This window comes from Streptomyces sp. NPDC007901, from assembly GCF_042959465.1.
In the GTDB taxonomy this organism is placed as follows: Bacteria; Actinomycetota; Actinomycetes; order Streptomycetales; family Streptomycetaceae; genus Streptomyces.
In genome coordinates, this window is sequence record NZ_JBIBKW010000057.1 from 1 (window position 1) to 13516 (window position 13516).

At 67.1% G+C, this 13516-nt stretch carries 6 protein-coding genes and 4 pseudogenes; 4 read left to right on the top strand and 6 right to left on the bottom strand.

The window, feature by feature from the left end; all coding sequences use genetic code 11:
• Positions 1 to 20: 20 nt before the first annotated feature.
• Together ACFZDK_RS54880 and ACFZDK_RS54885 are read left to right on the top strand one after the other, a co-directional pair.
• Positions 21 to 423: pseudogene (locus tag ACFZDK_RS54880) on the top strand (transposase); the annotation flags it as partial.
• A 134-nt stretch (positions 424 to 557) separates the two neighbouring features.
• Positions 558 to 1322, top strand: coding sequence for a transposase family protein (locus ACFZDK_RS54885; protein ID WP_390986721.1), 765 nt, complete (start codon positions 558 to 560; stop codon positions 1320 to 1322).
• A gap of 194 nt (positions 1323 to 1516) precedes the next feature.
• Here ACFZDK_RS54885 and ACFZDK_RS54890 read toward each other — a convergent pair whose 3' ends face one another.
• The 4 genes and pseudogenes from ACFZDK_RS54890 to ACFZDK_RS54905 all read right to left on the bottom strand — a co-directional run.
• Entirely contained in the window at positions 1517 to 2173 is a 657-nt protein-coding gene (locus ACFZDK_RS54890) for a transposase (protein WP_390986723.1), read from the bottom strand.
• Between the two features lie 64 nt (positions 2174 to 2237).
• Complete coding sequence (locus tag ACFZDK_RS54895; protein WP_390986726.1) at positions 2238 to 9449, bottom strand: amino acid adenylation domain-containing protein; 7212 nt, start codon at positions 9447 to 9449, stop codon at positions 2238 to 2240.
• A gap of 135 nt (positions 9450 to 9584) precedes the next feature.
• Entirely contained in the window at positions 9585 to 9785 is a 201-nt protein-coding gene (locus ACFZDK_RS54900) for an MbtH family NRPS accessory protein (protein WP_390986735.1), read from the bottom strand.
• A 130-nt stretch (positions 9786 to 9915) separates the two neighbouring features.
• Positions 9916 to 10206, bottom strand: a pseudogene (locus ACFZDK_RS54905) (transposase family protein); the annotation flags it as partial.
• Here ACFZDK_RS54905 and ACFZDK_RS54910 point away from each other — a divergent pair.
• Positions 10184 to 10540 (top strand): annotated as a pseudogene (locus ACFZDK_RS54910) (transposase family protein); the annotation flags it as partial. The pseudogenes ACFZDK_RS54905 and ACFZDK_RS54910 sit on opposite strands and share 23 nt — an antisense overlap.
• Before the next feature lie 85 nt (positions 10541 to 10625).
• Positions 10626 to 11639 (top strand): IS110 family transposase, encoded by a 1014-nt coding sequence (locus tag ACFZDK_RS54915; RefSeq protein WP_390986730.1) that lies wholly within the window; start codon positions 10626 to 10628, stop codon positions 11637 to 11639.
• A gap of 272 nt (positions 11640 to 11911) precedes the next feature.
• On the opposite strand, the gene ACFZDK_RS54920 is transcribed toward ACFZDK_RS54915, so the two are convergent.
• Positions 11912 to 12142 (bottom strand): hypothetical protein, encoded by a 231-nt coding sequence (locus ACFZDK_RS54920; protein ID WP_390986733.1) that lies wholly within the window; start codon positions 12140 to 12142, stop codon positions 11912 to 11914.
• Positions 12143 to 12209: 67 nt separating this feature from the next.
• Positions 12210 to 13228, bottom strand: a pseudogene (locus ACFZDK_RS54925) (IS3 family transposase); the annotation flags it as partial.
• Between the last annotated feature and the right edge of the window lie 288 nt (positions 13229 to 13516).

The following is a 13516-nucleotide window of genomic DNA, read 5'->3' on the forward strand; positions in this document are numbered from 1 at the left end:
ATTCGTCCGTTCGTGATGGCCTGAGCAACAAACCGTGGACCGTGGACGGCGAGCTGTGGGCCCGGATCGAGCCGCTGCTGTCGGCCTGGCCGGAGTGGTCGCCGGGCCCTCGCCCGGTGGACGACCGGCGGTGCTTGCAGGGCATCCTGTTCGTGCTGTACACCGGAATCACCTGGCAGCAGTTGCCGCTGGGACTGGGCTTCGGCTCCGGGCAGACCTGCTGGCGCCGGCTCGACCGCTGGCAGGAGGCCGGGGTGGTGGAGGCCCTGCACCGCATACTCCTGGCCGAGTTGAACGCGGCCGGACTGTTCGACTGGACTCGCGCGTGCGTGGACGCCTCCCATGTGCGCGCGAAAAAGAGGGGGTGAGGCAACCGGCCCGTCGCCGGTCGACCGCCGCAAGACCGGCAGCAATCACCACCTAGCTCAATGCCAGTGAGCCTTTGCCAACTTGGCTGGCGGCGACGTGAGTTGGTGCAGGGACCGGGTGTGAGAAGAGGTGAAGCTCCTGGTAGATGGGTTGTCGACCAAGAGCAACCTGTCCGCCCGGGGCTTCATGTGCTTGTCTGCCCATCGGGGATCGATCTGTCCAGCTCGGCCCTTCGGTACCTGTCCCGCCGGCTGACTGCCCGGCGCCGTGAGCTTGGCACGCGGTGGCGTCGGCTTCCGGCGGACCGGCAGGCCCTGCTGGTGCTGGCCCACCTGCGGTGCGGGCACACCTACGCCCAGCTCGCCGTCGGCTTCGGCGTCGGGACCAGCACGGTGGCCCGGTATGTGGCCGAGGCCGTCGAGGTCCTGGCCGCGCTTGCACCCGACCTCGCTACGGCTGTGAGGGCTGCGGCGCGCAAGGCGTTCGTGATCCTCGACGGGACGCTGCTGCCCATCGGCCGTATCGCCGCCGACCGCCCCTACTACTCGGGGAAGCATAAGAAGCACGGGATGAACGTGCAGGTCATCGCCGATCCGGCCGGACGTCTGTTGCGGGCCTCGGCCGCCCTGCCGGGTGCGGTCCACGACATCAGTGCGGCCCGCGCCCACGGCATCGTCGATGCCCTGGCTCAGGCGGACATCCGCTGCTGGGCGGACAAGGTGTATCAGGGAGTCGGCGGTACCGTGCGGGTTCCCGACCGCGGCCGCTGGGAGAAGCTGTCCGCAGGTCAGCAGGCCGTCAACCGCTCTCACGCCAAGATCCGCGCGCTCGGTGAGCAGGCCATGGCCACCCTCAAGACCTGGCGTCTCCTACGCAAACTCCGGTGCAGCACCAGCCGCATCACTGCAATCGTCCAAGCCGTCCTCACCCTCCACCTCAACGCCTCCAACTGAGGTTGGGAAAGGCTCAGTGGTTCAGGTCGGCTGGGCTGTCTGATTGCCTTCGCTGGTCATCGGTCTGTGGGGCGGCGGGATGCCCGGACCGTCCCGGGCGGTGGAGGAGCGTTACCCGACGGAAGCCGGCGTACGGCGAGGCTGCCGGAGGGCGGACAGCACCGGCCGCCGGCGGACGGGCCGACCAGATGTAGTCAGCGGGGGCGGCCGCGAAGCCCACGTCGCAGGCGCCCGTGTGGCGTGAGGGACTGCCTTGCCAGTGCTGTCGGCGGACTGCCAGCGCAATCCCGCAGGTGCGCACGGACCGGTACCGTCTCGGCCGAGGGCCCCTCACCTGCCAGGAAAAGATCGCCCTGTTCGTCCTGGAGCCGGTACCGGTGAAGGTGCAAGCGCAGCGGCCAAAGGCGAAAGGCCTGGTCGCGCTCGGCCGACCGAGCCGCAGCCGGGGCGGTTCCCGCCGGCTGCGGGCGTGATAGGGCCAGACGGCGGGTCATGAGCAGGGTCGCCGACCAGTAGATCACCGCCTCGGTGCCGGCGGTGCGGCGTTCGAAGTCGCGGGCCAGGCGGCGGGGGCGCATCCGATGCGCGAAGAACCGTTCGACGATCCACCGCTTGGGCGGCACCACGAAGTCACGCATGTCGTTGCTACGCTTGACGATCACCAGGACCAGGGCGCGGCAGACGATGTGCATGTCGGTGCCGAGGATCGCGGCGTGCTCGACAAGGTGTTGACGATAGCCGCCGTCGCCCCAGGTCTTGCGGACCGTGGGGTGCTCGGCGGCCACCTCCTCAATGAGGGCCTGTCCGGCGACGGAGTCCTGCACGCTCGCGGCCGTGACCAGCAGCGCCACGGGCGGCGTGCAGATCATGGCGGTGCCCCGGCCGGCCCGGAGACAGCTACAGCACTCCCGGTTGTCACTTGTTCATGTGCAGCCGCCGGGAAATCTTGTCGGATATCTGGGCCAGGAATTCTGGACGACCCATTTCAAGATGGGTGCAGAGAATCCCTGACTCCTGAATGCTTCCTACTACATAAGGCGACCAGTCGGCCGCTGTCGGTGATTCGCCGCTCCGGTCCTTCCGGGCGGTGAATAACTGGACTTCTCCCTCGAAGCGTCCGGGGCGATGTTCGGCGAGGATGCGGACATGACTCTGCAGCACGGTGAGAATATTCCCGATCATCGCGCGTGTGATGCCATGGAAGATTCCCAACTCGCTATGGACAGCATTCAGTAGGTCGTCCGAAACCAGTTCGCCGTCTTGTCCGGAGTCGACCGCGACTCCGAGGGCTTCGCTGATGCCGTGGAGGATCTCCTGCTCGGATACGCTTCCGCGCTCGTCGTCGACTGTGGCGCCCGTGCCACGTGCCGGGTACGAGTCCAGGAGAGCGAGCATGGCCACGGTCTCCCCGGTGCCTTGCAGTTCGACGGCGATCTGGTGGGCCACTACGCCGCCGAAGGACCATCCCAGAAGGTGGTAGGGCCCGTTGGGCTGGATCGCACGAATGTGGTCGATGTAGTCGTCCACCATTTCCCGCATGCTGCCGGGAAGGTCTTCTTTCCCATCAAGCCCTCTTGCCTGGAGAGCGTAGATCGGGCGGTCGTCGGGGAGGAAACCGGCGAGAGGGGCATAGGACCAGCTGATCCCGCCGCCGGGATGGACACAGAAAAGTGGTTCCTTGTCCCCCTTGGTCCTGATGGGGAGGAGAACGTCGAAGGAACCCGCGATGACCGGTGAGTCGAGTTGTCGGGCGAGGGTTGCGACGGTGGGGTGTTCGAACAGGGTGCGGATGCTGATCTCGGTGTCGAGGACGGTGCGGATCCGGGAGATCAGCCGGGTGGCGAGCAGTGAGTGGCCGCCCAGTTCGAAGAAGCTGTCGTCCACGGTGACCTGTTCCAGTCCCAGCACCTCCGCGAACAACGCGCACAGCACCTCCTCCCGAGGAGTGGACGGCGCCCGGCCACAGGAGACCGCGGCGAAGTCGGGGGCGGGCAGGGCCCGCCGGTCGAGCTTCCCACTCGGCGTCAACGGCAGCGCGTCCAGAACGACGACAGCCGCGGGCACCATGTAGTCGGGCAGCACCGCCGACAGGCCCGCCCGTACCCCGGCGGCCACGTCCGCTCTCTCCCCGCTCTCCCCGGCGGCCGGCACGACATACCCGACCAACTGCCGAGAACCACCCGGACCATCCTCACGAACGGCCACAGCACCCCGACCGACCGACGGCAGACCACGCAACGCGCTCTCCACCTCACCGAGATCTACACGGAAACCCCGGATCTTGACCTGGTCATCAGCCCGCCCGACGAACTCCAACTGCCCGTCCCCACGCCAACGCACCACATCACCCGTGCGATACATCCGCCCACCCCGCACACCGAACGGACACGCCACGAACCGCTCAGCGGTCAGCCCCGCACGTCCCAGGTATCCCCGGCCCAGTTGGTCTCCCGCCAGATACAGCTCACCCGCGACGCCCACCGGCACCGGCCGCAAGCCCGTGTCCAGCACGAACACCTGTGTGTTCCACACCGGTCGGCCTATCGGCACCACTCCGGCGGCGGACTGTGCAGCGGGCGCGTCAGCGGCGAAGGTGACGTCCACGGACGCCTCGGTGGGGCCGTAGAGATTGTCCAGCCGGGCGTCCAGCACGCGCTGGAAGCGAGCCGCCAGTGCGCCGGGCAGCACCTCACCGCTGCAGATCACCCGGCGCAGGGTGGCGCAGGCGGCGGCCGTGGGTTCGTCGAGAAAGGTCTGCAGCATCGACGGTACGAAGTGAGCGGTGGTGACCCGTTGGGTCTGGATCAGTCCGGCCAGGTAGGCCGGGTCCTTGTGGCCGTCCGGCCGAGCCACGACCATCACGGCGCCCGCCAGCAGAGGGCTGATCAGCTCCCACACCGATACGTCGAACGCGGATGGTGTCTTGTGCAGCACGCGATCATCCGGGCCCAGTCCGTACTCGTCCTGCATCCACGTCAGCCGGTTCACGAGGCCCCGATGGGTGCCCACCACGCCCTTGGGCCTGCCGGTGGAACCCGAGGTGTAGATCACGTACGCCGGGTGCTCGACACGCAGCGGCACCAGACGCTCGACATCGGTGACATCACAGTCGCCGAACACGGCCAGCGCCTTGACCGTCAGCGGATCGTCCAGCACCAGTACACGCTCGGCCAGATCCGCATCCGGCAGACCGTCCCGCGCCGCCGTCGTGGTGACCACCACAGCCGGCCGGGCGTCCTCCAGCATGTAGGCGATACGTCCGGCCGGATACCCCAGGTCCACGGGAACGTACGCCCCGCCCGCCTTGAGCACCGCGAGAAGCGCCACGACGAAATCCGCCGACCGCGGCACCGCCAAAGCCACCAACGACTCCGGCCCCACCCCCCGCTCGATCAGCAACCGCGCCAACCGATTGGCACGGACATTCAACTCCCCATACGTCAAAACCTCATCCTCGAACACCACCGCCAGCGCATCCGGACACCGCACCACCTGACACTCGAACAACCACGGAACAGCGACCGGAGGCACATCCCACGCCGTGTCGTTCCACCCGACCAACACCTGACGACGCTCAACCTCCGAGAGGATGTCGAGACGTGACAAAGGCATGCGCGGATCGGCCGTCACCTGTTCCAGCAGGCGCAGGAAGCGCTGCCCGAGCCGTTCGACGGTGCCACGGTCGAACAGGTCGGCCGCGTAGGTGATCTCCCCGTCCAGCCCTGCCGGACGCCCCGCGCTGTCGGTCTGCTCGGTGAACTGGAGATCGAGATCGAACTTCGCCAACGATCCATGGCGGGGCAGCGGTTCGGTGTCCAGCCCGTGAAGCCCATATGCCGCTCTGGCGGTGTTCTGCAGGGTGAGCATGACCTGGAAGAGAGGGTGACGAGCCATGGAGCGGGCCGGGTTGAGGTCTTCGACCAGTCGCTCGAAGGGCACGTCCTGGTGGGCGAACGCGGCCAGGTCCGTCTCTCGGACTCGGCGGACCAGTTCCGCGAAGTCGGGGTCTCCCGACAGATCGGTACGCAGTACCAGGGTGTTCAGGAAGAAGCCGACGAGTTCGTCGAGTACCTCGTCGGTGCGCCCGGCCACAGGGGAGCCGATCGGCACGTCGCTGCCGGCGCCCAGCTTGGACAGCAAAGCCGCCACACCTGCCTGCAACACCATGAACACGCTGGCTCCGCTCTCGTCGGCCAGAGCCGCCAGAGCCTGGTGGATCTCGCCGGGCACACGCAACTCGACCGTGCCGCCGTGGTGTGTGGGCATCGGCGGGCGTGACCGGTCGTACGGCAGAGCCAGTTCCTGCGGCGTGTCCCGGAGCGCTTGCCGCCAGAAGCCGAGCTGTTCGTTCAGGAGGCCGGCGGGGTCGTCCTCCTCCCCCAGCAGCTCGCGCTGCCACAGGGTGTAGTCCGCGTACTGCGCCGGCAGTGGTGCCCACTTGGGCCGCTCACCCGCGCAGCGAGCCGCGTAGGCCACCGACAGGTCTCGCGCCAGCGGTGCGATCGACCATCCGTCACCGGCGATGTGGTGAACGACCACCAGCAGCACGTGCTCGCGGTTATCCATGCGGAACAGGCGGGCGCGCAGGGGCAGATCGCGTTCCAGGTCGAACGGTTCCATGGCCGCCGCCGGCAGCGCTTCGTCGAGCTCTTCCTCGGTCACCTGGGTGGTCGCAAGCGGCACGCGGGCCTGTTCCCCGTCGAGGACCTCCTGGCGCGGATTGTCGTCCACCGCCGGGAACACCGTCCGCAATGCCTCGTGCCGGAGTACGACGTCGTCCAGGGCCGCTTTCAGTGCTGCCGTGTCCAGTACGCCTGTCAGCCGCAGCGCCAGTGGCATGTGGTAGGCCGCACTCGGTCCTTCCAACTCGGTCAGGAACCACAGTCGCCGCTGTGCGAACGACAGTGGCACCACATCCGGCCGTGCCCTGGCCGTCAGCGGCGGGCGTCGCCGCGTGTGCGCGCCGGCCAGGCGTTCTGACAGGGTTGCGACGGTGGGGTGTTCGAACAGGGTGCGGATGCTGATCTCGGTGTCGAGGACGGTGCGGATCCGGGAGATCAGCCGGGTGGCGAGCAGTGAGTGGCCGCCCAGTTCGAAGAAGCTGTCGTCCACGGTGACCTGTTCCAGTCCCAGCACCTCCGCGAACAACGCGCACAGCACCTCCTCCCGAGGAGTGGACGGCGCCCGGCCACAGGAGACCGCGGCGAAGTCGGGGGCGGGCAGGGCCCGCCGGTCGAGCTTCCCACTCGGCGTCAACGGCAGCGCGTCCAGAACGACGACAGCCGCGGGCACCATGTAGTCGGGCAGCACCGCCGACAGGCCCGCCCGTACCCCGGCGGCCACGTCCGCTCTCTCCCCGCTCTCCCCGGCGGCCGGCACGACATACCCGACCAACTGCCGAGAACCACCCGGACCATCCTCACGAACGGCCACAGCACCCCGACCGACCGACGGCAGACCACGCAAGGCGCTCTCCACCTCACCGAGCTCGACACGGAAACCCCGGATCTTGACCTGGTCATCAGCCCGCCCGACGAACTCCAACTGCCCGTCCCCACGCCAACGCACCACATCACCCGTGCGATACATCCGCCCACCCCGCACACCGAACGGACACGCCACGAACCGCTCAGCGGTCAGCCCCGCACGTCCCAGGTATCCCCGGCCCAGTTGGTCTCCCGCCAGATACAGCTCACCCGCGACGCCCACCGGCACCGGCCGCAAGCCCGTGTCCAGCACGAACACCTGTGTGTTCCACACCGGTCGGCCTATCGGCACCACTCCGGCGGCGGACTGTGCAGCGGGCGCGTCAGCGGCGAAGGTGACGTCCACGGACGCCTCGGTGGGGCCGTAGAGATTGTCCAGCCGGGCGTCCAGCACGCGCTGGAAGCGAGCCGCCAGTGCGCCGGGCAGCACCTCACCGCTGCAGATCACCCGGCGCAGGGTGGCGCAGGCGGCGGCCGTGGGTTCGTCGAGAAAGGTCTGCAGCATCGACGGTACGAAGTGAGCGGTGGTGACCCGTTGGGTCTGGATCAGTCCGGCCAGGTAGGCCGGGTCCTTGTGGCCGTCCGGCCGAGCCACGACCATCACGGCGCCCGCCAGCAGAGGGCTGATCAGCTCCCACACCGATACGTCGAACGCGGATGGTGTCTTGTGCAGCACGCGATCATCCGGGCCCAGTCCGTACTCGTCCTGCATCCACGTCAGCCGGTTCACGAGGCCCCGATGGGTGCCCACCACGCCCTTGGGCCTGCCGGTGGAACCCGAGGTGTAGATCACGTACGCCGGGTGCTCGACACGCAGCGGCACCAGACGCTCGACATCGGTGACATCACAGTCGCCGAACACGGCCAGCGCCTTGACCGTCAGCGGATCGTCCAGCACCAGTACACGCTCGGCCAGATCCGCATCCGGCAGACCGTCCCGCGCCGCCGTCGTGGTGACCACCACAGCCGGCCGGGCGTCCTCCAGCATGTAGGCGATACGTCCGGCCGGATACCCCAGGTCCACGGGAACGTACGCCCCGCCCGCCTTGAGCACCGCGAGAAGCGCCACGACGAAATCCGCCGACCGCGGCACCGCCAAAGCCACCAACGACTCCGGCCCCACCCCCCGCTCGATCAGCAACCGCGCCAACCGATTGGCACGGACATTCAACTCCCCATACGTCAAAACCTCATCCTCGAACACCACCGCCAGCGCATCCGGACACCGCACCACCTGACACTCGAACAACCACGGAACAGCGACCGGAGGCACATCCCACGCCGTGTCGTTCCACCCGACCAACACCTGACGACGCTCAACCTCCGACAGGATCTCCAGACTGGAAATCGATGATCCCGGAGGGAGTTTCACGAATTGCTCGATGATTCGGCCGAAACGGACGGCGTTCTGCCGGTTCGTTTCCACACTATAGCGTTCCGGATTCGCACTGAACGCTATTTTGAGGTCATCATCCATGGATCGGTTGTACACGGACACCAGGACGTCCTCGATCGGGCCGTTCGCCAACGTGTGGGTCGTGCTGACCATGCCGCCGAGTTCGAATTCCCCCTCGAAGGACATGACATTCACCACGAGACCGAACAGAGACCCTTGGTTCGGGATTCGAAGGTCGCGACGGATGTCCGCATAGCGATAACGCTGATGCCGCAGGCCTTCCCTGACGGCCTGCGATGCCAACCGGACAAGCTCACTCAGCGGCATGTCAGGACGCACTGCGACACGAATGGGCAAAATGTTGGCCATCATGCCCGGGATGCTGCGCTGTTCCTTCCCGATTCGGGCCGAGACGGACAGACCGACAATGACATCCTGGGAGCCCGTCGCCTTGTGGATCGCGGCGACGGCCGCAGAGACCACGAGACCGGCGAGACTCGTCCGCATCCTCCTGGCAGTACGGCGTAGTTCAAGGGCCGTCTCAGGAGCCACCCCTTCGAAGTGGCGGATGAAGGCGGAGGGCAAGCCGGACGAAAGCAGCTCCGCACTCAGACTCGTCGTCTCCGGGCGATCGGCGAGTGTCCTGGTCCAGTACTCCCGGTCCCTCGCGAAGTCTTCCGATCCGCGATAGGCGGACTCGCCGGAGATCAGCTTTTCGATGTGCTGGAATCTTTTCGGCTCGTACATACCACCGGCAGCCAGAGAACCGTAGACCTCGGCGAACCGGGCAGCGACGATCGGTCCACTGAATCCGTCAACAATCGCATGATGAACTCGTTGGTACCAGAAGTACCGTTCCTCTTCGATCCGGATGAGCGCCTGCAAAAAGAGAGGGGAATCAGTCAGGGCGAATGGATTTCGCATGTCCGACCTCATCCACTCCTGGGCAGCGGATTCCGCATCTTCGTGACGCGTCAAGTCGATGAAGCGCAGAGGCCATCCATCACGGCCGCTCAGGTGCTGCCGAAGATTCTCACCGTCGTGCGTGAAGCGCGTGTGATAGAAGTCGATCTCATTCAGAACGTGACGCAGCGAGATCTCGAAGACGCCGACATCCAGCGGACCCCGAATGTCCAGATACTCAACGATATTGAATATGGGGTTCTCAGGATCAATTTGCTGGGCATACCACATCTCCGCCTGCCCGCCCAAAAGATCCCAGTGGCCGTTTCGAACCTCAGTCATACCGAACCTTTGCTCTGCATACATCCGCGCATCATGGAATCAAATTCCTTCAGACTTCACACAAACCGACCAAGGCGCTGGCCCTGCTCCATCCCGCGCTGCGCGAGGTTCAACAGGTGCTCATGTGACGACGGTTCACGCGTCTGAAAGCCTCTTCGGCCTCATGTCCGTCCAGTTTTCTTCGACATAAGCCAGACATTCATCTCGGCCGGCCTCACCGAAGACAAGGTGCCACCCCTCCGGAACATCAACACGTACCGGCCACAACGAATACTGACCCTCGTCATTGACAAGCACAAGATAATCACCTTCCATATCCTCAAAAGGATTTCCCATATTACTCACGACCATTCTCCTTCTGATCCACACATGGCTGCCGACGAGGGCCTCAGCGTTCACAGCACCCCCCGAGCAAGCGCCCAGGTGTCCCGCATCGCACTCAACGGCGGGGGAAGCGGGGTGGTTCAGTTGTGCTTGCAAGACCGGTGGCGAGGTCGGGCGCGAGCGCGGCCAGGACCTCGACGGCTTCGGCCACATACCGGGCCACCGTGCTGGTCTCGACGCCGAAGCCGACGGCGAGCTGGGCGTAGGTGTGCCCGCACCGCAGGTGGGCCAGCACCAGCAGGGCCTGCCGGTCCGCCGGAAGCCGACGCCACCGCGTGCCAAGCTCACGGCGCCGGGCAGTCAGCCGGCGGGACAGGTACCGAAGGGCCGAGCTGGACAGATCGATCCCCGTCGTCGCACGCCCGGACGGCACCCCGCTGTGGTTCTCCCGCGCGACACCCGGCCGCACGCACGACCTCACCGTGGCCCGCGCGCACGGCGTCGTCCAAGCCTGCCTCACCCGGCAGATCCTCGTTTTCGCCGACCGCGCCTACCAGGGCGTCGGCGCCACCTTCCGCACCCCCTACTACCACCACCACGAACAACCCGCCCACTACCAGCAGTTCAACCGCGACCACGCCCGGCTCAGAGCTCCCGGCGAACGCGCCTTCGCACAGCTGAAGTCCTGGCGACTGTTACGCCGCGCACGCTGCTCCACCCGCCGCATCGGGACCATCGACCAAGCCGTCCACGCACTACTGACCTGACCCTATGAGGGCCGGGCCCCCTTCCGTGCTCATCCAGGCGATACGTATCGTCCGGGTATCAGCGGGCTCGGGAAGGAGGCCCTCAATGTCTGTCTACGTCGGTATCGATGTGCATCGCAAGCGGTCACAGATCGCGGTCCTCGACGACGAGGGCACGGTCCGGATCAATCGGAACGTGCCCAACGGGGTCGCGCAGGTCCTGGGCGTCATCGGGGACCTGCCGATCGGCACCCCGGTCGCCTTCGAGGCCGCCTACGGCTGGGGCTGGCTGGTGGAACTGCTGGAGGACTACGGCTACCAGCCGCACCTGGTCCATCCGCTGCAATGCAAGGCCATCGCCTCCGCCAGGCTCAAAAACGACAAGGTCGACGCGGCCACCCTCGGCCGGCTCCTGCGTGCCGACCTCCTACCGGAAGCGTGGATCGCGCCGCTGGAGATACGGCAGCGGCGGGCGCTGCTGCGGCACCGCTTCCAGCTCGTACGGCTGCGGACGCTGCTGCGCAACCGGGTCCACGCGGTCCTCGCGGACCTGGGCCACGACCGGGCGGGCTCGGTCTTCACCGGGCCGGGCCGGGTCTGGCTCGCCTCGCTCGATCTGCCGGACGCCTCCCGCCGCGTGGTGGACGACCTGCTGCAGCTGATGGACACGCTGCAGATCCCGATCGACGCCCTGGACGTGCAGCTCGCCGCGCACGCCCGCGGCGAGCCCCGCGTCAAGGTCCTCACCGCCCTGCCGGGGGTCGGCCCGCTCACCGCCCTGGTGATCCTGGCCGAGGTCGGCGACGTCACCCGTTTCCCGTCCGCGCGCAAGCTCGCCACATGGGCCGGGCTCACCCCGACCGTGCGCGGCTCGGACCTCACCGTCCGGCACGGGCACATCTCCAAGCAGGGAGACGCCTGGCTGCGGTGGATCCTGTGCGAGGCCGCACAGACCGCCAAGCGCCACCCTGACTTCGCCGACACCTACCGGGCCATCACCGCCCGCCGCGGGAAGAAGATCGCCACCACCGCCATCGCCCGCAAGTTCCTCACCCGCGCCTATCACCTCCTCCAGGCCGCCGAACCGCAGCCGCAGCGCAGGAAACGAGCCGCGCGATGAGATCCCTCCCGCACCGGCCGCCCGCAGACCCCGGGGTGAGCTCGCATCCATTGCATGAGACGGCCCTCCGCCGCGCTCGATGACCTGACTGAGCAGCCCCGGCCCCCGGACCACGGTCATGGCGCCGACCACACCGGCCAGACGCCGAATGGGTGCATGTGAACACCACGCCGACCACGGCATCCCGGGAGCCCAGCCCCACGCGAACGGCCAGTACCCGACCAAAACTTCACCCCAGACACAACCAACGGCCCTCGGCTGCCAGGGCTTGATCAAGTTCCGTTGAGGTCGGGCCTGGGGTTGATGCCCAGGATGGGGAGGGCTCGTTCGGGTTCGTCGCGGATGGCGCGGGTGGTCTTGGCGATGTTGTCGGCTCCGAGGATCTTCAGGGTGCCAAGGGCGAGGTTGCGGAAGGTGGCCATGGCGCGGGGTGCGTTGCCGGCGTGGACGGTGGAGGCATCCTCGGCGAAGGTGCGGTCGCGGATGTGGTGTTGGGCTTCCACGGTCCAGTGTCCGCGCAGGTGGGAGGCGAGTTCGGTGAGGCTGAACCTCGGGAGTGGACACCGGGTTTCATGCGACGAGTGACAGCGTATGTGATGCGGTCAGTTGTTGTTCGAACTCGGCTGGTGTGAGGTAGCCGAGGTCGGAGTGACGGCGACGCCGGTTGTAGTACGACATCCAGCGGAATAGCTCGAGCCGGGTCTGCGCCTTCGAAACCCAGTGGCGTCCGTGCAGCAGCTCCCGCTTCAGGCCCTGGAAGAACGACTCGGCGAGGGCGTTGTCGTAGCTCGAGCCGACCCGGCCCATGCTGCGGCGGATGCCGTGCCGGCGGCAGACCCCGGCGAAGGCGGCCGCGCTGTACTGGGCGCCCCTGTCCGTGTGGAAGACGACGCCGTCCACCTGGCCGCCGCGGGCGGACACGGCCATCTCGATCGCGTCGGTGACCAGGGAAGTGCGCATGTGGTCGGCGATCGACCAGCCGACCACCTTCCTCGAGCAGATGTCGATCACCGTGGCGAGGTAGAGCCAGGTCGCGCCGACGGTTATGTAGGTGATGTCACCGCACCATCTGGTGTTCAGGGCGGTGGCGGTGAAGTCGCGCATCACCAGGTCCGGCGCGGGCGGAGCGGTCCTGTCCGCGATCGTCGTCCGCTTCTTCCTGCGCAGGTGCCGGCCGACGATGTGGTTGATCCGCATCAGCCGGGTCACGCGCTTGCGGTTGATCCGACGCCCTCTGGCGCGTAGTTCGGCATGGACGCGCGGGGCGCCGTAGGCGCCCTGGTGCTCGGCGTGGATGGCACGGATCTCACTCACGGTCCGCTGTTCCTCCGCCCGACGCTCGGCGCGGGACTGCGCGGTGGCCAGGTGCTGGTAGTAGCCGGAACGGGATACCCCGAGCACCCGGCAGATCCGCTTCACGCCGAAGTCGGCACGATTGACGGAGATGAAGTCCCAGCGGCGGGGCCTCACTTCACCTCCCGAGCGAAATAGGCGGCTGCCCGGCGCAGGATCTCGCGCTCCAGCTGCCACTCCTTCTCCGCCTTCAGCAGCCGGGCATTCTCGGCCCGCAGCCGGGCCAGCTCCTCTGCCGCCCGGACGCAGCGAAGCCGGCATGAGCGAGATAAGCGGATGGCGTCTAGAACGCGAGCCGCGTACCCAAGTATGGCGACCAGGGCATCATGGTGTAGGCGCGCACGAGTGATCTTTCTCGCCGTGTAAGAAGGCGCGTGAGCCCTGGCCCTCCGTGTGTGGGCTGGACTGTCACCTACCGGGTCCGCGCCGATTTGTGTCTGCGCCTTTGCTGTAGGGCGCGGGGGCTGGGTGTCCCGTGTCTGACGTCTGGGCGGATGCCGCGGTACTGCCGGGTGGCAGGTGCG